Here is a 19,138-nt window from a genome sequence, read left to right as displayed (position 1 = left end):
CGGTGCGGCGGTGGCCGCCGTGCCCGTGCCGGCCAGCAGGCCGGCGCCCAGGGCGGCGGTACACGCGGCCGAGACGAGCGCCCGGACGAGTGAGCGGTGGGGAGTGTGCATCGGGTGTCTCCTCGTGGGGGAAGAGGGAACGCGCGCCGATTGGCATGAACGCGGTAAAGCGTTGGTCATGCACAGTAGGAGGACTAGACCACTAGGTCAATGGTTCGGACCAATCTCGGACCCCGCTCGGACGCCTGGAGTGGATTCCTGAAGTGAGCGGTCGTTAACTGGTGACGGGAGGTCGCCGATCGGGCATACTCACAGCGCATGCCGCTGGTCAGCAGCTTCCGAGACCCGGGAGCGGACGCCGTCGGCACAGCGGAACGATCAGGCGGAACGCCCCCAACCACGGGCGCTGCCGCCGGTGTCCGAACAGGGAGGAGCCGACGCCATGTCCGACCGCGACCCGCAGCCGGTGGAGCGTCAACTGCCCACGGAAGAGGCGAGGGATCTCCTCGCCCTCGTCAGGGAGATCGCCCAGCGCGAGATCGCGCCGAAGGCGGCACAGGAGGAGGACGCGGGACACTTCCCGCGCGCGGTCTTCACCCTGCTCTCCGAGTCCGGCCTGCTGGGCCTGCCGTACGCCGCCGAGTACGGCGGCGGGGAGCAGCCCTACGAGGTCTACCTCCAGGTCCTGGAGGAGCTGGCCGCGGCCCGGCTCACCGTCGGCCTGGGCGTCAGCGTCCACACCCTCGCGTCCTACGCGCTCGCCACCTACGGCGCCAAGCAGCAGCAGGTCGAGCACCTGCCCGCGATGCTCGGCGGCGGCCTGCTGGGGGCGTACTGCCTGTCCGAGCCGTCCTCCGGCTCCGACGCGGCCTCCCTGCGCACCAAGGCCGTCCGGGAGGGCGGCGACTGGGTGATCGACGGCACCAAGGCATGGATCACGCACGGCGGCATCGCCGACTTCTACACCGTGATGGCCCGGACCGGTGAGGACGGCCCGCGCGGGATCACCGCCTTCCTCGTGCCCGGCGACGCGCCCGGCGTCAGCGGTGCGGCCCCCGAGAAGAAGATGGGCATGAAGGGGTCACCCACCGCCCAGGTCCACTTCGACGGCGTGCGCGTCCCCGACGACCGGCGCATCGGCGAGGAGGGCCAGGGGTTCTCCATCGCCCTGTCGGCGCTCGACTCCGGCCGGCTGGGCATCGCCGCCTGTGCGGTCGGCCTCGCCCAGGCAGCCCTCGACGAGGCCGTGCGCTACGCCACCGAGCGCCGTCAGTTCGGCCGGCCCGTCGCCGACTTCCAGGGCCTGCGCTTCATGATCGCCGACATGGCCACGCAGATCGAGGCGGGCCGCGCGATGTACCTGGCCGCGGCACGGCTGCGGGACGCCGGCAGGCCGTTCGCCAAGCAGGCGGCCATGGCCAAGCTGCACTGCACCGACACGGCCATGAAGGTCACCACGGACGCGGTGCAGATACTGGGCGGCTACGGCTACACCGCCGACTTCCCGGCCGAGCGCTACATGCGCGAGGCCAAGGTGCTGCAGATCGTCGAGGGCACCAACCAGATCCAGCGGATGGTCATCGCCCGTCACGTGGCGGGCCCAGAAGGTCGCTGAACTGGCCCGTCAGGACCGTCGGGGCCGCCAGCCTGACCCACTCGGGGTCGTGGCGGCCCGGCAGCGTCCGGCCCCGGTCGGCCCAGGTCCGCAGGAGGTCGCGGTAGATGGGCGGGTCCTGCGGCGCGGGCGGCGGAACCGATTCTGCCGGGCGGGGGACGAAGATACGGCGCTGACGCCCGGTCGCCGGGTACGTGGGGGTCATACCCGGGCAACGCGGCGACGACCGGACAGGTCACCCTCCGGGGGATTCGCGCGTCAGTCCATACCCGTCCGGTCCGCTCTCTGGCCTCCCCAGGTCGGCTGACGTACCGTCAGCTGACCATCGACCAGGGGGTGACCGTGGCCGACGACCGTCCCGTACCGCTCGACGAGTACCCCGTGCACCAGGTGCCGCTCTCCATGAAGCACGTGGCGACCGGCGACCGGAACGCCTACGACCGCTGCATCTTCCACATCCTCGACCACACCGGCCGCGCCCTGCTCATCTGCGGCCTCGGCGTCTATCCCAACCTCGGTGTCATCGACGCCTACGCCACCCTCCGCGCCGGGGACACCCTGCACGCCGTGCGCGCCTCGGACGCCCTCGGCGAGGACCGGATGCGGCTCGCCGTCGGCCCCCTGCGCATCGAGGTCACACGGCCGCTCGCCGAACTGCGCCTGATCTGCGAGGACGAGCGGCTCTCCTACGACCTCACCTGGACCGCCGCCTTCCCCGCCCTCTGGGAGCCGCACCACCTCCAGCGCCGGGGCGACCGGCTCACCCTGGAGGGACGCCGCTTCGTCCAGGCCGGCACCGCGGAGGGCGTCATCCACGCCCCGGGAGCGGAGTTCCAGGTCACCGCCGAGGACTGGACCGGCACCCGCGACCGCAGCTGGGGCGTACGGCCGGTACCCGGCGAGGACGGAGGCCGGCTCGCCGCCGACCATCCCACCGAGGGCTTCCACTGGATCTGGAGCCCGGTCCGCTTCGACGACGGCTTCCTCATGGTCATCACCCAGGAGGACGCCGACGGCCACCGCTCCCTGAACGACGCCACCCTCGTCCGCCCCGGCCACCGGGACCGCCAACTGGGCTGGCCGCAGGCGGAGATCGCCTACCGCAGCGGCACCCGCCACCCGGAACGGGCGGTCATCCACCTCGGCGACGCACGGGCGCCGCGGACGCTGGACGTCGAGATCCTGACCTCCTCGCCGCTCGCCCTCGGCGCGGGCTACCCGCCGGCGGACGACTGGCAGCACGGCACCTGGCGGGGCCCCGGATGGACCGACCGCCGCAGCTACGACCTGACGCTGCCCCATCCACTGGCCGGCTACGGCGTCACCGACCACTCCGCCCGCTTCCGGCTCGGCGGACAGACCGGGTACGGCATCTTCGAGCACGGCTCGTTCGGCCGGCACGACCCCAGCGGCTTCACCGGCTTCGACTCCGTCGCGCCCTGAGGGAGGACGAGATGACCACGGCACCGCGTCCCCGCACCAGCACCCGGGACCCCGGGGAGCTGACCCGGCGCCTGACCGCCTGGCTCGCCACCCGGCTGCCCGGTGCCAGGGCGGCCGGCGTCACCGTCCCCGCCTCCAACGGCATGTCCAGCGAGACCCTGCTGTTCGACATCGACCACCCCGAACCACCGGTCCGCTCCTGCGCGTTGCGGCTGGCGGCGGACCCCGCGGCGTACACCGTCTTCCCGGAGTACGACATGGCCCGCCAGTACCGCACCATGAAGCTCGTCGGCGAGCGGACGGACGTGCCCGTGCCCCGCGTGCTGTGGCTGGAGGAGGACCCGGGCCCGCTCGGGGCGCCGTTCTTCGTCATGGAACGGGTCGCGGGCCGGGTGCCGCCGGACGTCATGCCGTACACCTACGACGGCAGTTGGCTGCACGCGGCGAGCGACGCCGAGCGCGCGCACCTGGAGGCGGCCACGGTCGAGCTGCTGGCCCGGCTGCACGACCAGGTCCCGCTGTCCGAGGCCGGGTTCCTCGCCCTGCCCGGCCAGGGCGACGCACTGCGCCGGCACGTGACGGCCCAACGCGCCTACTACGCCTGGGTGGTCGACGGTCTCGCCCGCTCACCCCTCATCGAGGCCGCGTTCGACCGGCTGGAGCGGCTGTGGCCGCAGGACCCCGGCGAGCCCGTGCTCACCTGGGGGGACGCGCGTATCGGGAACGTCGTCTACGACGGCTTCGAACCCGCCGCCGTCCTGGACTGGGAGATGGCGGCACTCGCCCCGCGCGAAGTGGACCTCGCCTGGACGATCTACCTGCACCGGTTCTTCCACGACCTGACGGCCGGCTCCGGGCAGCGCGGGCTGCCCGGCTTCCTGCGCCGCGACCGGGTCGAGGCCCGCTACGCGCGCCTGACCGGCCACACCCCCCGGGACATGGACTTCCACACCCTGTACGCCGCCCTGCGGCACGCGATCGTCATGCTGCGCATCGCCTACCGCCAGGCGTACTTCGGGGAGGTCGCCGTCCCCGCGGACCCGGACACGCTGATCCTGCACCACGGCAGCCTGCGCGCCATGGTGCAGGGCACCTACTGGCAGGGGTGAAGGCGGCTCAGGCGGCCTGGTCCCGCATCACCGGCACGCGCATCGGGCGCGAGGCCGGGCCGCCGACGTGCGAGAACGGCTGCGTGCGCCAGTCCAGCCCCTGGGGGAGCGTCAGCAGCAGGGCCGTGTCCTGCTCCTGCGGCTCCACGGACTCGTCCGCCGGGTGGGCGTCGGCCGCCGAGCGGCCCGTGCCCGCGCACACCGTGAGCCCGAACGGGTTCCACGGCGAGGCGCACAGCGCGTGCTCCGGCAGGAACTCCTCGTCCGCCAGCAGCGCGATCGGCTGCGCGCAGTCCGGGCAGATCACCCGGTACATCTCGAAGGTGTCGTAGGCGTCCGGCTCGTCGTCGAAGGCGTCGGGTTCGACGCCCTCCGGCTCGGGCTCGGCGACGGACTGCTGCCGTGCGGACGCGGATCGACCAGGGCGACGGGTGCTCTGCATGGGTTTCTCCCCCTAAGGCTGGGCCGAAAAAGGCACTGCGGCCTCGACCACAGCAAGCACTTCCCGTCCGGTCTCGGCGGTAATCACGAACACATCACGGAGCGCGCCGAAGACGTGTGGTGTTCGTCACATGTGCGGTACGGTCGCCCCTCCCGGTGTCGTTTTCTGCCGAACGGGCAATGACCTGCGCCTCTCGGCTATCCGAGGAGATCAGCCGCACTGTAGGTTTTGCCGAATGGAGGAGCTGGACCGTCAGATCGTGCAGCTGCTCGTCAAGGACGGGCGGATGAGCTACACAGACCTGGGCAAGGCCACGGGCCTGTCCACGTCGGCCGTGCACCAGCGGGTGCGACGGCTGGAACAGCGTGGCGTCATCCGCGGCTACGCCGCGGTGGTCGACCCCGAGGCCGTCGGGCTGCCGCTGACCGCTTTCATCTCGGTCAAGCCGTTCGACCCCAGCGCCCCCGACGACATCGCGGACCGCCTCGCCGGCGTGCCCGAGATCGAGGCGTGCCACAGCGTGGCCGGCGACGAGAACTACATCCTCAAGGTGCGCGTGGCCACCCCGCACGAACTGGAGGAGCTGCTGGCCCGGCTGCGCTCGCTGGCCGGCGTCTCCACCCGCACCACCGTGGTGCTCTCCACCCCGTACGAGGCGCGCCCCCCGAAGATCTGACCCGGCCCGCCCCGGTGCCCGGCGCGGGCCGCGCACGCGAGAGACTGTGCTCATGAGTGAGCAGTCCGCCGAGCCCCAGACCGTCCTGCTGCGCCGCGGGGAGGTGCACAGCCCCGCCGACCCCTTCGCCACCGCGATGGTGGTGGAGCGCGGCCAGGTCGCCTGGGTCGGCTCCGAGGGCGCCGCCGACGCCTTCGCCGACGGCGTGGACGAGGTGGTCGACCTCGACGGCGCCCTGGTCACCCCGGCCTTCACCGACGCCCATGTGCACACCACCGCCACGGGCCTCGCCCTGACCGGCCTGGACCTGTCCGGCGCCCCCTCCCTGGAGGCGGCCCTCGCGCGGATCCGCGAGTTCGCCACCGCCCGCCCCGACGACCGGGTGCTGCTCGGCCACGGCTGGGACGCCGCCCGCTGGCCCGGCGGCCGGCCGCCGACCCGCGCGGAGCTGGACGCGGCCACCGGCGGACGCCCGCTGTACCTCTCCCGCATCGACGTGCACTCGGCGGTCGTCACCACCGCGCTGCTGGACCTGATCCCCGGCGGCGTCACACGCGAGGACGCCCCGCTCACCCGGGACGACCACCACGTCGTCCGCGAGGCCGCCCTCGCCGCCATCACCGCCGCCCAGCGCGCCGAGGCCCAGCGCACCGCCCTGACGCACGCCGCCTCCCTGGGCATCGGCACCCTGCACGAGTGCGGCGGCCCGCAGATCTCCTCCGAGGACGACTTCACCGCCCTGCTCCGGCTGGCCGCCCGGACGCCGGGGCCCCGCGTGGTCGGCTACTGGGCCGAACAGGGTGACGCAGGGGTGGCGAAGGCCCGTGAGCTGGGCGCGGCCGGTGCCGCGGGCGACCTCTTCGCCGACGGAGCCCTCGGTTCGCACACCGCCTGCCTGCACGAGCCGTACGCCGACGCCGGCCACGCCGGCACCGCCTACCTGGACGCCGACGCCGTCGCCGCCCATGTGCTGGCGTGCACCGAGGCGGGCCTGCAGGCCGGCTTCCACGCCATCGGCGACGCGGCCGTGGCCGCCGTGGTCGAGGGCGTGCGCACCGCCGCCGACAAGGCCGGCCTCGCCCGGATCCGCGCCGCCCGGCACCGCGTCGAGCACGCCGAGATGCTCACCCCCGAAACCGTCGCCGGCTTCGCCGAGCTGGGCCTGATCGCCTCCGTCCAGCCCGCCTTCGACGCGCTGTGGGGCGGTGCGGACGGCATGTACGCCCGGCGTCTGGGCACCGGCCGCGCCCGCACCCTCAACCCGTTCGCCGCGCTGCTGCGCGCCGGCGTACCGCTCGCGTTCGGCTCCGACAGCCCGGTCACCCCGCTCGACCCGTGGGGCACCGTCCGGGCCGCCGCCTTCCACCGCACGCCCGAGCACCGGATCTCGGTCCGCGCGGCCTTCACGGCGCACACCCGCGGCGGCTGGCGGGCCGTCGGCCGGGACGACGCGGGTGCCCTGGTCCCCGGGGCGCCCGCCGACTACGCCGTCTGGCGCACGGACGAGCTGGTCGTGCAGGCTCCCGACGACCGGGTGGCGCGCTGGTCCACCGACCCGCGGTCGGGCACCCCCGGCCTGCCCGATCTCTCCCCGGGCCGTGACCTGCCGGTCTGCCTGCGGACGGTGGTGGGCGGACGGACGGTGTTCGTACGGCCGGGCGAGTGATCTCCCGGGGCGTCGCGGCGGCCCGCCGCCGCCGCGGCCCCGCCGCCCGACCTGCGCATCCTCCGCGCGTGCCCCGTCGCCGACGCTGACTTGCCAGCTCAGGAAGCTGTTGACAGTCGGCGGCCGGAGGCCGGTAGGTTCGTCCGAGTCCACCACCGGACGCCCGACCGGGGAGCGTTCAGACGGCTCGTCGCAGCGCCGCTGGGTCAGGGACGGTGTGCCGCACCGGGGCACCGTCACTGGGAGCCAGGCTCAGCGCCCGCGCCGACGAGGGAACGTTCCAGCTTGGTCGGCCAGGTGTGACCCGGGTGGGGCCCGGGCGCTCAGTAGACAACGGCTTTCGGTCGATCCGCAGCCAGCGGGTCCCAGGTCGGCCCGAAGGGCGCCGGGCCCCCATCCGTCGTGGTGCGCGGCGGCGCCGGAGCGCGGCCGGAGCGGGCCGAAAACCAAAGTCTTACCCCGTTCTTCGGGAATCGACACCACCGGACGTGCGCGATGTCGCGTCTTCCCAGGCCGCGGCCACTAAGGTGGACCCCTGTGTACGACATGAAGGGGCAGCAGTGAACGACGGCGACGGGACCCTCGCGGCCAAGGCCCACGGGAGGCAGTTCGGCCCGCTCGGCACGGCCTTGGTGATCATTCCGACCTACAACGAGGCGGAGAACATCAAGACCATCGTCGGCCGGGTGCGCAAGGCCGTCCCCGAAGCCCACGTACTGATCGCGGACGACAACAGCCCTGACGGCACCGGCAAGCTCGCCGACGAACTGGCCGCCGGGGACGACCACGTCCAGGTGTTGCACCGCAAGGGCAAGGAGGGCCTCGGGGCCGCCTATCTGGCGGGCTTCCGCTGGGGCCTGGAGCACGACTACGGCGTCCTCGTCGAGATGGACGCCGACGGCTCCCACCAGCCCGAGGAACTGCCCCGGCTGCTCACCGCCCTCAAGGGCGCCGACCTGGTGCTCGGCTCCCGCTGGGTGCCCGGCGGCCGGGTGGTCAACTGGCCCAAGTCCCGGGAGATCCTCTCGCGCGGCGGTTCCACCTACTCGCGCCTCATGCTCGACGTGCCGATCAAGGACGTGACGGGCGGCTTCCGCGCCTTCCGCCGCGAGACCCTGGAGGGCCTCGGCCTCGGCGAGGTCGCCTCGCAGGGCTACTGCTTCCAGGTCGACCTGGCCCGCCGGGCGGTCAAGGCCGGTTACCACGTCGTCGAGGTCCCCATCACCTTCGTCGAGCGCGAACTGGGCGACTCCAAGATGAGCCGGGACATCGTCGTCGAGGCGCTGTGGCGGGTCACCGCCTGGGGCGTCGGGGACCGCATCGGCAAGTTCACCGGCAAGGACAAGCACGCCTAGTCCAGGGCGGGCGGCCCCGGCCGCCCGCACCCTTATCCCGCGCTGAGCCGCGCCCAGGCACACTGGGAACATGACGACTGGCGCTCCGACCTCCCCGTACACCGCCCGCCGCCGGAGTTCCCGGCTGCGCAGGTATCTGCCGCTGGGGCTCGCCCTGTGGCTGGTGCTGGAGATCTGGCTGCTCACCCTGGTGGCCGGGGCGGCCGGTGGACCGGCCGTGCTCCTGCTGCTCGTCGCGGGCCTTGTGGCCGGCTCCGTGGTGATCAAGCGGGCCGGCCGCCGCGCCTTCCAGAACCTGAACGAGGCACTCCGGCAGGGCGGCTCACCGGCACGCGGCGGTGGCAACGGCCTGGTGATGCTCGGCGGTCTGCTGCTGATGATCCCCGGCCTCGTCTCGGACGCGGCCGGTCTGCTCCTGCTGCTCCCGCCGGTCCAGAAGGCGGTGAGCCGGTTCACCGAGAACGCCCTGGAGAAGCGGCTGAGGAAGGCCGCCCCGGGCAGCCTGGGGAACGTGTTCCAGCAGGTCCGCATGCACCAGCCCGACGGCAAGGTGGTGCAGGGCGAGGTCATCCGCGAGGACCGTCCCGAACCGGGGGAGTACCGGCCCCCGCTCACGCGCTGATCCCGAGGCCCCTTCCCACCCGCCGATCAGGACCCCGCTCACGCGCTGATCCCGACGCCGCCCCTTCCCACCCGCTGACCAGGTCCCCGCTCACGCGCTGGGCCCGCGCCGGCGGCGCCCGGCCCGCCCGCGGGCACGGGGCAACACGGCGGCGTCCGGCCTCCGGGGCGCGCGGCGGCACCGCCCTCGGGGGCCGCTGTCCCGGGGCAGCACAAACCGCGGGCGCCGTACGTCCTCACGTACGGCGCCCGCGGTTACTTGTGCTGTCGTGCGCGCTCAGGCGCTCTTGCGGCTGTCCCTGGGATGGACCGCGATGTTCATCGCCCCAGAGCGCAGTACCGCCAGACGCTCCTCGAGGACCTCTTCGAGCTCCTCACGGGTGCGTCGTTCCATCAGCATGTCCCAATGGGTACGCGCGGGCTTGGCCTTCTTCTCCTCAGGGCCGTCGCCGTCCACCAGAAGTGCCTGGGCCCCGCAGACCTTGCACTCCCACTCCGGCGGGATCTCCGCCTCGACCGAGAAGGGCATCTCGAACCGGTGCCCCTTCTCACATGCGTACTCCACGGCCTGGCGCGGGGCCAGGTCGATGCCGCGGTCCGTCTCGTAGCTGGTCACCACGAGGCGCGTACCGCGAAGAGCTCGCTCACTCATGAATCGTGCCTCCCGGGCTTGTCGCCCACAGGACAGGTGTCGCTGTCGTCGTCATCCGGTCAACGTCCGGTCGGCGGTAAAGATTCCCGTTCCGGGTCCCGTTCCGGGTCAAGCGTCGCCGTCGTAGCCGCCCCTTGTTCTACCCACAGGCGCCCGGTTTGTCACATCTGCTAGCAGATGTCACCCAGCGTTTCGGCATCTTTGACGCGCAGTAACGGTCCGCCTGGCAGGCCAAACGCGTACACTACCGCCCTTTCACGTCCAGTGCTAAATCGACGCTAGATCTTTTCCGGAACGGGGTTCCCCGCCTCGCCGATCGCCCGCCGCACCGGTACCCGCGCCAGCAGGACGAAACCCAGCACGAAGAAGGCCACCAGCGAAACGATCGCGGAACGGTAGCTCCCGGTGAGCTGGTAGGTCAGACCGAACAGGAGCGGGCCGAGCCAGCTCATCCCGCGGTCGCTCAGCTCGTACGCCGCGAAGTACTCGGCCTCCTTGCCCGGCGGCACCAGATGGGAGAACAGGGACCGGGACAGCGCCTGGCTGCCGCCGAGGACCAGGCCGATCCCCGCGGCCAGCACGAAGAAGAACACCGGTGCGCCGGCCGGCAGGAAATACCCCGCCGCCAGCGTGACCGTCCACGCCACCAGCGAGCCGAGGATCGTGCGCCGGGCGCCGTACACCCGGGCCAGCCGCCCCATGGCCAAGGCCCCCGCCACGGCCAGCACCTGCACCAGCAGCACGGCCACGATGAGCGTCGACTGCCCGAGCCCCAGTGCTTCGGAACCGTAGACCGACGCCTGGGAGATCACCGTCTGGATGCCGTCGTTGTACACGAGGTACGCCAGCAGGAACGCCAGCGTCAGCGGATGCCGGCGCATGTCCCGGAACGTCGCCGCGAGCCCGCGCGGCCCCGGGGCGGCGGCGTGCGGCACACGCGCGCCGCGGTCGCGCAGCCTGCTCAGCGGGACCAGCGTGAAGGCGCCCCACCACAGGCCGGCCGAGGCCAGGCAGACACGGACCGCGGCGGACTCGGAGAGGCCGAAGGAGCCGTGCGCGGAGTACAGGACCAGGTCGGCCACGAGGACCAGGGAGCCCGCCGCGTAGCCGAAGGCCCAGCCACGGGAGGACACCGCGTCGCGCTCCTGCGGCGGGGCGATCTGCGGCAGGTAGGAGTTGTAGAGCATCATCGCGACGGACTGCGCCGCGTTGGCCACGATCAGCAAGGCCCCGCCGAGCAGATACCGGTCGCCGTCGAGGAAGAACATCCCCGTGGTGGCCGCCGCACCGGTGTACGCCGCCGCCGCGAGCAGTGGCTTCTTGCGGCCCGAGCGGTCGGCCACGCTGCCCGCCAGCGGCATCAGGACGACCGCCACGATCACCGACAGGGAGACCGAGTAGGCGAAGAAGGAGCCCGCGCGCACCGGGACGCCCAGCGGGTGCACCCAGCCGTCACCGTCCGCGGCCCGCTCCGCGACCGAGGTGAGGTACGGGCCGAGGAACACGGTGAGGACGCTCGTCGAGTAGACCGAGCACGCCCAGTCGTAGACGTACCAGCCGCGCTGCTCGCGCCTGAGTGCGGCGGTCTCGTCGTCCGCCGCCGCCCGCACGGTGTCGGTGCCCACCCGTGCCCTCGCTTCCCCGCTCCACTGCGAAGGCGCGGGGAAGCGGCGGCCGGGCGGTCAGACCCAGGCGCCGCGCTCCTCCATGACCTTGCGCAACATGTCGATGTGGTCGGTCATGATGCCATCGACGCCGAGGTCCAGGAGCCGGTGCATCCGCTCCGGTTCGTTGATGGTCCACACATGTACCTGCAGCCCGCGCGCGTGGGCGGCGCGGACGAAGCGGTGGTCGACCACCGGTACGCCCGACTGGGCTTCGGGCACCTGCGCGGCCACGGCCGACCGGCGCACCGCGGCCGGCAGCCCCCAGGAGCGCAGCCGCAGGCTCAGCACCCCGCGCGTGCCGAACGAGGTGGCGAGCCTGGGTCCGGCCAGCCGCTGGGCGCGCAGCACCCGGGCCTCGGAGAAGGAGCCCACGCAGACCCGGTCCCAGGCACCCGTGCGCTCGATCAGGGCGAGCAGCGGCCGCAGCGCCGGCTCCGCCTTGATGTCGACGTTCCAGCGCACCTCGGGGAAGGTCTCCAGCAACTCCTCGAACAGCGGCACCGGTTCCCGGCCGCCCACCCGTGCCTGCCGTATCCGCGCCCACGGCAGGTCGGCGATCCGGCCCGCGCCGTCGGTGACCCGGTCCAGCGTCGCGTCGTGGAAGGCCACCAGCCGGCCGTCGGCGGAGGCGTGCACGTCCGTCTCGATGTACCGGTAGCCCATCTCCACCGCGCGCCGGAACTGCGCCACGGTGTTCTCCAGGCCGTCGGCCGCCCCGCCCCGGTGGGCGAACGCGATCGGCCCGGGGTGGTCCAGGTACGGGTGGCGCGGAGGCGGTGTCGTGAGGGTCACGGACGCAGTATGACCCGCTCGGGTGTCGCGCCGGCAACGACCGTGCCGCCCGCCGGTGCCGACGGCGCGGCGAACATCCCCAGGAACGCCTGGGCCAGCGGGCCGATGGACACGGCGTACAGCACCGTGCCCACGCCGATGGTGCCGCCCAGGGCGAACCCGGTGGCCACCACCGCCACCTCGACCCCCGTCCGCATCAGCCGGACGGAGCGGCCCGTGCGCCGGTGCAGGCCCGTCATCAGACCGTCGCGCGGGCCCGGCCCGAAGCGCGCCGTTATGTACAGGCCGGTCGCCATGCCGTTGAGCACGATGCCCGCCAGCAGGAGCGGGACGCGCACGGCGAGGGAGCGCGCGTCCGGCAGGAGCGCCAGCGTGCCGTCCATGGCGAGGCCGACCACGAAGACGTTGGAGACGGTGCCGAGTCCGGGCCGCTGGCGCAGGGGGACCCAGAGCAGCAGCACCGCCGCACCCACCACGATCGACACCACGCCGATGCTCAGCCCGGTCAGCTCCGCGAGCCCCTGGTGCAGCACGTTCCACGGCTCCAGCCCCAGACCCGCCGCCACGAGCAGCGCGGAACTCGCGCCGTACAGGGCGAGCCCCGCGTACAGCTGGACCAGCCGTCGTCCGAGACGGCGGTCGGAGGCGGACGTTCTGGGAGTGGACACGGGATACCCCCCGGGGTGGTGACGGTGGCCTGACGCATGACACTCTGTGGCTTGGAAACATTCGCCATCCATGGCCAATTCGGGGAAGGTGGACTGATCGTCATGGCGCAGTGGACCTCGGCAATGGGGGCCGCGCAGCTCGCCCGGCTCCTCACTTCCCAGCAGGACCGCCCGGCCGGCCCCGGCACGCGCCGTCCTCCCGCCTACCGTGCGCTCGCCGACGGCGTCCGGCTGCTCGTGCTCGAGGGCCGGGTCCCGGTGGCCGCGCGGCTGCCCGCGGAACGCGAACTGGCCCTGGCCCTCTCCGTCAGCCGTACCACCGTCGCGGCGGCCTACGAGGCGCTGCGCGGCGAGGGGTTCCTGGAGTCCCGGCGCGGAGCGGGCAGCTGGACCGCCGTGCCGGCCGGCAACCCGATCCCGGCCCGCGGCCTGGAACCGCTGCCCCCGGAGGCCCTCGGCTCGGTGATCGACCTGGGCTGCGCCTCGCTCCCGGCGCCCGAGCCGTGGCTGACGCGGGCCGTGCAGGGCGCTCTGGAGGAGCTGCCGCCGTACGCCCACACGCACGGCGACTACCCGGCCGGGCTGCCCGCCCTGCGCTCGATGATCGCCGAGCGCTACACCGCGCGCGGGATCCCCACCATGCCGGAGCAGATCATGGTGACGACGGGCGCGATGGGTGCCATCGACGCGATCTGCCACCTCTTCGCGGGCCGTGGTGAGCGGATCGCCGTGGAGTCACCGTCCTACGCCAACATCCTCCAGCTCATGCGCGAGGCCGGCGCCCGGCTGGTGCCGGTCGCGATGGCCGCGGGGCTGGCGGGCTGGGACATGGACCGCTGGCGCCAGATCCTGCGGGAGGCCGCGCCGCGCATCGCCTATGTGGTCGCCGACTTCCACAACCCCACGGGGGCGCTCGCCGACGAGGACCAGCGGCGCCGGCTGGTGGACGCGGCCCGCTCGGCCGGCACGGTCCTGGTCGCCGACGAGACGATGTCCGAACTCTGGCTCGACGACGACTTCCGGGACGGCGGCATGCCCCGCCCGGTGTGCGGCTTCGACCCGGCGGGCTCCACGGTGATCACGGTCGGGTCGGCCAGCAAGGCGTTCTGGGCGGGGATGCGCATCGGCTGGGTGCGTGCCGCCCCGGACGTCATCCGCAGCCTCGTCGCCGCGCGGGCGTACGCCGACCTGGGCACGCCGGTGCTGGAGCAACTGGCCGTGAACTGGCTGTTCAGCACCGGAGGCTGGGCCGAGGCGGTCGAGCTGCGCCGTGCGCAGGCCCGGGAGAACCGCGAGGCCGTGGTGACCGCCCTGCGCCGGGAGCTGCCCGGCTGGGAGTTCGAGGTCCCCCGGGGCGGTCTGACCCTCTGGGTCCGCGCCGGCGGTCTCTCCGGCTCCCGCCTCGCCGAAGCGGGCGAACGGGTCGGCGTCCGGGTGCCGTCCGGCCCCCGCTTCGGCGTCGACGGAGCGTTCGAGGGCTACGTGCGGATCCCGTTCACCGTCGGAGGCGCGGTGGCCGACGAGGCGGCGGCCCGCCTCGCCGCCGCGGCCCGCCTGGTCGAATCGGGGGCGACGGGCGGGGGAGAGTCCCCCCGGACGTTCGTGGCCTAGCGACGAGCCGGCAGACCGACCCCGGCGCCCGGCCCCGGTGAGTCGGGGGCCGGGGCTGACTCCCCGGGCGCGGGGAACGGCGCGGCGAGGCGCGACGGCCGACGGCGGGGGAGGGCTGGGCGACTTCCCGGGGGCGCGGGGGACGGCGCGGCGAGCTGCGACGGCCCCGCGGCGGGGGATGTGCCGGTCTGCCGCCGCGGCGGCACCCGGCTCCCGCCGCCCCTCGGCCGCCCACGCTACCCCTCGGCCGCCGCCACGGCCTCCGCCGGCACCGTAGCCTTCCCGGCGGCCGACTGCGCCTTGGTGAGGTCCGCCGGCACGGACAGACCCGTCGACTGCACCACCTCCGTCGGCTCGGAAACCTCCGTCGGCTCGGGCGCCACCGCGGTGGTCCGGGGCGGCAGCAACTCCAGCACCGCCTGCCGGTCGGCGTCGCTCGTCGCGTCGTCGTAGGGATCGGGCGTACGGGGCACCTGCAACCGGTGCACCGGACCGGAGCCCAGCCGCGCGTACCCGCGTCCGGGCGGCACGTGCGCCGGTGGCGTCGTGTGCGGCGCTACCCCGAGGACCGCCTCCACCTGCTGCGGCGCCGCGGCCCCCAGCACCACCCGCGCGCGCGTGTGCTGCCGTACCGGGTCGCTGAGCGCCTCCACGCCGTCGAACTGCTCGGCCACGACCACGGTCACGTTGGCCGCGCGCCCGTGCCGCAGCGGCACCTGGAGCAGGGCCTGCGGGTCCTTGCGGCCGTCCGCCGCCGCGAGGTGCGCGAAGACGCCGGGCCGGTCCACCAGCAGCCACAGCGGGCGCCGGGTGTCCGCGGGCGGTGGGTCGCCCGCCTGCCGGGCCAGGTTGATCGCGATGAGCCGCCGCTCGGTCTCCTGCGCGGCCCACTCCAGGCTGGCCAGCGCCCCGACGAGGGCGCACTCGACGGCCAGCACGCCCTCCCGGCCGGTCAGGCAGGCGTACTCGCCGGTGCCGCCGCCGTCGACGACCAGCACGTCACCGTACTGCAGGGCCTGCAGGGCGATGGAGCGCAGCAGGGTGGACGCACCGCTGCCGGGATGGCCCATGACCAGCAGGTGCGGCTCGGTGGAGCGGATGCCCGTGCGCCAGACGACCGGTGGGACGTCGATCTGTTCCTCCCCGTAGGAGAGGGGGAGCGTGCGCTGGACCTCGCTGGGGTCGGTGTAGCCGAGGACGGTCTCGCCCGGTGCGGTGACGAAGCGCTGGGCGGGGACGTCGGCGGGCAGCGGGGCGAGGACGGTGACCGTGAGCTGGTTGCCCGCCTCGTCCCACGCGAAGTGGTACTCGCGGCTGCGCCCGGCCTTGGCGGTGAGCAGCTGCTCGATCCGCGCGCGGGCCGCGGCCTCGCCGTCCGGGAAGTACGCGGGGTAGCGGATCACCAGGTGGCCGATGCGCCCGGCGTCGTCGAACTCGTGCGCGACGATGCCCTTCTCCCACTCCCCGCCGTGCGCGTACAGCGGCGCCGGGTCCTCGGCGCCGGAGAAGTACGGCACCAGGGCCTCGTACAGCGCCTGGAGCCGCTCCGCCTGGGACTCGTCGGGCCCCTCGGGGGCCGACGGGGTGCGGTCGCGGCCCTGCCAGGCCGCTGCCGCCATCACGGTGATGACGGCGAGCAGCGGCCCGTACGGCACCAGGGCCACGACCAGGACCATGGAAGCCGCCAGGAACAGCAGCGGCCCTCGCTTGTCCTTGGGCGTGTCCGCCCACCTGCGCCGGCCGGCCGAGGCCAGCAGACGCAGCCCGCGCGACACGGTGATCAGCGGATGGAGGATGTCGGTGGCGCTGTCCGCCGCCGTCCGGGCCAGCTCCCTGCTCCGGGCGATCTGCATCCGGGCGATCTGGGCGCTGTCCTTGCTCAGAATGCGGGGGAGAGGGCGCCGGGCCACTGCTGTCTCCTGATCGTGCGTGCGGGCGGGACGGACGGCGTCAGAACTTGATGCCGCCGAGGAGGCTGGCCAGGCTCTCGCCGCCTGCCTTGATGCTCGGGGCGATGCCCGTGCTGGCGAGGTAGAAGCCGAACAGAGCCGAGGTGCATGCGTGCGAGCCCTTCAGCCCGTCCTTCCGGAAGAAGAGGAAGACGATGACGCCGAGCAGCAGCACGCCTGACAGGGAGAGGATCATTTCGGGTCTCCTGGTGTCGAGAGGGGACAGTCACCATGAGTTCTTCCAGGATCACAGGATGTATCCATACGATTAAAGGTGCAACTGGGTGAAAAGCGGCGAATTTCGCCTAGTTGGCGGAGCCGGCCAGCCCCCGGTCGACCAGGTCTTTGGCCCACGAAGAGACCCGTTGCTGATCTTTACCTCGGGCACATCGGGTCATGTGCCGTGCGAGCCAGTACCCTGGCGATTCACTCGTACGGCTGCGTTCCGTTCGCTGCCGTACGCTCGCTCAGTCCACGAAGCAGTTCCCGAACGCGCAAGGAGAGGCGGTCCGGCCGATGAGTGAAGCCCCCGACCCCGAGGTCGTGGAGCTGGCGACCAAGATCTTCGATCTGGCCCGGCAGGGGCAGACCGAGGCGCTCGTGGCGTACGTCGACGCCGGCGTTCCGGCCAACCTCACCAACGACCGCGGCGACTCCCTGGTGATGCTCGCCGCCTACCACGGTCACGCCGACGCGGTGCGCGCGCTGCTCGCCCGCGGCGCGGCGGCGGACCAGATCAACGACCGGGGCCAGACTCCGCTCGCCGGTGCCGTCTTCAAGGGCGAGACGGACGTCATCAAGGCCCTGCTGGAAGGCGGAGCCGACCCTTCCGCGGGCACGCCCTCGGCCGTCGACACGGCCCGCATGTTCGGCAAGGCGGAGCTGCTCGAACTGTTCGGCGCACACTGAACCAAGTGTTCTGACCAGCTAAGACACGAACAACGGGGGAGGCGGTACAGGGCCGCCGGAAATACGGTCGCGGCAGCACACCGCGCGGGTCATCATGACGACGTGATTCACGGACGCGATGGCTGGGCAGGTGTTGCCGCACCGCGCGGGCCGTGATGCGGTCCGCATGGGCCACCGACGAGAGGCAGAGAGAAATGGTCTACAGCAAGCAAGAGACGGCGGGCGCTCCGACGTTGTGTCACGCGGCCAGGTAATGCGTGTTTCCCGGTTGCGTCGACGCTTGATGTGAGGCTGTTTCCCATGTTCGATCCGGTCATAGCGCCCAGCGGTACGCTGCTGGGCCTGCTCCAGCGCGGCCGTGGCGACGGCACGCTGCACGCGCTCACGGCCCCTCGCGCCGAGGCGCTCGCGGCCCTGAACCACTGTGTGCTGCGCGACCCCCGCCACGACTGGCAGGTGGAGAACCGCTCCCTCTACTACGCCCGGCTCTACCTCGACCTGAACGGCGAGCTGGACGCCATCGAGGCGCATCTCTTCGACTCCGAGGACGTCGTCGACACCGACGAGTCCCGCACCGGCCTGGCACTGGCCGTCCTCGGACACCTCGCCTCCTACGGCAGGCGGGACGCCCTCGTCCTGCTGCGCCGGTACGCCGCCCACGGCTCCAACTGGGCGTGGGCACTGGACGAGCTGGCCCTGCGGGACGACGACGCGGGCCTGCGTGCCCTCGCCGCCCCCGTGCTGGCCCGCTTCGCCACTGATCCAGAGGGCGTCGCCGAACTGGCCACCGCCGTACGCGACGCCTTCGAGCCACGGCCCTGGCGGCTGTGGGCCGAGGATCCGCGCGAATCGATCGCCACGCGCGTGCGTGCCGCCCAGGAGACCGGCTGTTTCGACCGCTGGCAGCGGCAGATGCGCCCCACCGGTCCACGTCCCGGCTGGAGCGTGCGCGCCGTCTTCGAATGGGCCCAGCAGGGCATGGAGCGCGGAGCCGCCCTGCACGTGCCCGCCGCCCGCTGCCTGGTCGCCGTGGCCGGCCCCGAGGATCGTCCCGAGATCCTGCAGGCCGCCAGGACCGGCATCGACGGAGCCCGCTGCACCGCCCTGCGCTACCTGGCCGACGGCAACGACCCCGACGCGCTCGACCTGATCGAGGGCGCGGTCGTCGACGGGACGGCGGCCGTCGTGGAGGCCGCCGTCGACGCCTTCGAGCGGATGCGCAGCGTCGCAGCCGTCGACCGCGCCCGAGGCTGGGCCCAGCGCCCCGACGCGCTCGGTGCCGCCGCCGGCCGCATGCTCGCCTGCCGGGGCGGCGCCCAGGACCGCGAGCTCGTACTCGCCGCCCTCCGGGAGGCCGTCCGCGGCGAGGGACCGGACGCGCCCACCCTGTGGACCCTCGTCGACGGCGCCGGGCGCCTCGGCATCGCCTGCGCGGCCCCCGTCCTGCGCCACGTCTACCGCGAGACGGCCTCCTCCCACCTCCGCGGCCGGGCCGCCCGCGCGCTGGCCGCCACCGACCCCTCCTTCGCCACCGGCTTCGCCGTCGAATGCCTGTGGGACTGCGAGGAGACCACCCGTGAGGTCGCCGCCCGGCACGCCGAGACCGGTGACGCCAGGGTCGTGGAACGCCTGCGCCGCCTGGCCGCCGATCCGGCCGAGGAGGACGAGGTGCAGACGGCGGTACGCAGCCGCTTCGGACCGGACGCGACGCTCGGCTGAGCCACGCACCCGGTGGGCGGCGCTACGCACCCGCTCGGCTGAGCCACGCACCGGTCGCAGCCGGCACCCGCTTCGGACCGGACGCGACGCTCGGCCGCGCCACGCACCCGGTGGGCCGCGCCACGCACCCGGTGGGCGGCGCTACGCACCCGCTCAGCTGAGCCGCGCCCGGTCGGAGCCGGCAGCCGCTTCGGACCGTTCGCGCCGCGGGCCCTCCCGGCCGGCCGCCCCGGTCGGCCGGGAG

The 19,138-nt window shown here is 73.4% G+C and carries 18 protein-coding genes; 10 read left to right on the top strand and 8 right to left on the bottom strand.

What is annotated here, in order from left to right; all coding sequences use genetic code 11:
* The first annotated feature begins 442 nt into the window (after positions 1–442).
* The gene (locus GT045_RS20180) at positions 443–1,615 is read left to right on the top strand and encodes an acyl-CoA dehydrogenase family protein (RefSeq protein WP_161334999.1); all 1,173 of its coding nucleotides are present in this window, start codon (positions 443–445) and stop codon (positions 1,613–1,615) included.
* Here GT045_RS20180 and GT045_RS39875 read toward each other — a convergent pair.
* Positions 1,578–1,820: a hypothetical protein gene (locus GT045_RS39875; RefSeq protein WP_161294916.1), complete on the bottom strand. Its 243-nt coding sequence runs from the start codon at positions 1,818–1,820 to the stop codon at positions 1,578–1,580. The two genes, GT045_RS20180 and GT045_RS39875, sit on opposite strands and share 38 nt — an antisense overlap.
* Positions 1,821–1,957: 137 nt before the next feature.
* On the opposite strand from GT045_RS39875, the gene GT045_RS20170 reads away from it, so the two are divergent.
* Both GT045_RS20170 and GT045_RS20165 read left to right on the top strand, forming a co-directional pair.
* Entirely contained in the window at positions 1,958–3,058 is a 1,101-nt protein-coding gene (locus GT045_RS20170; RefSeq protein WP_161334998.1) for a hypothetical protein, read from the top strand.
* Positions 3,059–3,069: 11 nt separating this feature from the next.
* Positions 3,070–4,167: a phosphotransferase family protein gene (locus tag GT045_RS20165; protein ID WP_161294920.1), complete on the top strand. Its 1,098-nt coding sequence runs from the start codon at positions 3,070–3,072 to the stop codon at positions 4,165–4,167.
* Positions 4,168–4,174: 7 nt separating this feature from the next.
* Here GT045_RS20165 and GT045_RS20160 read toward each other — a convergent pair whose 3' ends face one another.
* Positions 4,175–4,609 (bottom strand): hypothetical protein, encoded by a 435-nt coding sequence (locus GT045_RS20160; protein WP_161334997.1) that lies wholly within the window; start codon positions 4,607–4,609, stop codon positions 4,175–4,177.
* A gap of 235 nt (positions 4,610–4,844) precedes the next feature.
* Here GT045_RS20160 and GT045_RS20155 point away from each other — a divergent pair, with 235 nt between their 5' ends.
* From GT045_RS20155 to fxsA, 4 genes are all read left to right on the top strand, one after another.
* The gene (locus GT045_RS20155) at positions 4,845–5,285 is read left to right on the top strand and encodes an Lrp/AsnC family transcriptional regulator (protein WP_067046457.1); all 441 of its coding nucleotides are present in this window, start codon (positions 4,845–4,847) and stop codon (positions 5,283–5,285) included.
* A gap of 52 nt (positions 5,286–5,337) precedes the next feature.
* On the top strand, positions 5,338–6,951 hold the full coding sequence (locus GT045_RS20150; RefSeq protein ID WP_161334996.1) for an amidohydrolase: 1,614 nt from the start codon (positions 5,338–5,340) through the stop codon (positions 6,949–6,951).
* Between the two features lie 560 nt (positions 6,952–7,511).
* Positions 7,512–8,306: a polyprenol monophosphomannose synthase gene (locus tag GT045_RS20145; protein WP_161294926.1), complete on the top strand. Its 795-nt coding sequence runs from the start codon at positions 7,512–7,514 to the stop codon at positions 8,304–8,306.
* A 70-nt stretch (positions 8,307–8,376) separates the two neighbouring features.
* Positions 8,377–8,928: an FxsA family membrane protein gene (fxsA, locus tag GT045_RS20140; protein WP_161294927.1), complete on the top strand. Its 552-nt coding sequence runs from the start codon at positions 8,377–8,379 to the stop codon at positions 8,926–8,928.
* A 276-nt stretch (positions 8,929–9,204) separates the two neighbouring features.
* Here fxsA and GT045_RS20135 read toward each other — a convergent pair whose 3' ends face one another.
* From GT045_RS20135 to GT045_RS20120, 4 genes are all read right to left on the bottom strand, one after another.
* Complete coding sequence (locus GT045_RS20135; protein WP_003977404.1) at positions 9,205–9,579, bottom strand: RNA polymerase-binding protein RbpA; 375 nt, start codon at positions 9,577–9,579, stop codon at positions 9,205–9,207.
* 278 nt (positions 9,580–9,857) lie between these two features.
* Complete coding sequence (locus GT045_RS20130; protein WP_161334995.1) at positions 9,858–11,204, bottom strand: MFS transporter; 1,347 nt, start codon at positions 11,202–11,204, stop codon at positions 9,858–9,860.
* 57 nt (positions 11,205–11,261) lie between these two features.
* On the bottom strand, positions 11,262–12,038 hold the full coding sequence (locus tag GT045_RS20125; protein WP_161294931.1) for a glycerophosphodiester phosphodiesterase: 777 nt from the start codon (positions 12,036–12,038) through the stop codon (positions 11,262–11,264).
* On the bottom strand, positions 12,035–12,706 hold the full coding sequence (locus tag GT045_RS20120) for a hypothetical protein (RefSeq protein ID WP_161334994.1): 672 nt from the start codon (positions 12,704–12,706) through the stop codon (positions 12,035–12,037). Before GT045_RS20120 ends, GT045_RS20125 begins: the two co-directional genes overlap by 4 nt.
* Positions 12,707–12,808: 102 nt before the next feature.
* Between GT045_RS20120 and GT045_RS20115 the strand changes: the two genes are divergently transcribed.
* The gene (locus GT045_RS20115; RefSeq protein ID WP_161294935.1) at positions 12,809–14,317 is read left to right on the top strand and encodes a PLP-dependent aminotransferase family protein; all 1,509 of its coding nucleotides are present in this window, start codon (positions 12,809–12,811) and stop codon (positions 14,315–14,317) included.
* A gap of 236 nt (positions 14,318–14,553) precedes the next feature.
* Here the strand turns inward: GT045_RS20115 and GT045_RS20110 are convergent, their stop codons facing one another.
* Together GT045_RS20110 and GT045_RS20105 are read right to left on the bottom strand one after the other, a co-directional pair.
* Positions 14,554–16,227, bottom strand: a complete 1,674-nt coding sequence (locus GT045_RS20110) for a hypothetical protein (RefSeq protein ID WP_161334993.1) — start codon at positions 16,225–16,227, stop codon at positions 14,554–14,556.
* A 40-nt stretch (positions 16,228–16,267) separates the two neighbouring features.
* Positions 16,268–16,462 carry a hypothetical protein gene (locus GT045_RS20105; protein WP_161287045.1) on the bottom strand — a complete coding sequence of 65 codons (195 nt, stop codon included), beginning with the start codon at positions 16,460–16,462 and terminating at the stop codon, positions 16,268–16,270.
* Between the two features lie 320 nt (positions 16,463–16,782).
* Here GT045_RS20105 and GT045_RS20100 point away from each other — a divergent pair, with 320 nt between their 5' ends.
* A complete protein-coding gene (locus GT045_RS20100; RefSeq protein WP_161287044.1) occupies positions 16,783–17,175 on the top strand; it encodes an ankyrin repeat domain-containing protein in 393 nt (130 codons plus the stop codon).
* 300 nt (positions 17,176–17,475) lie between these two features.
* On the top strand, positions 17,476–18,894 hold the full coding sequence (locus tag GT045_RS20095; RefSeq protein WP_161287043.1) for a HEAT repeat domain-containing protein: 1,419 nt from the start codon (positions 17,476–17,478) through the stop codon (positions 18,892–18,894).
* Positions 18,895–19,138: the final 244 nt, after the last annotated feature.

This window comes from Streptomyces sp. SID486 (assembly GCF_009865385.1).
Taxonomy (GTDB): domain Bacteria; phylum Actinomycetota; class Actinomycetes; order Streptomycetales; family Streptomycetaceae; genus Streptomyces.
Note: the sequence above shows the minus strand (reverse complement) of the source record. Positions and strands in the feature narration are given on the sequence as shown.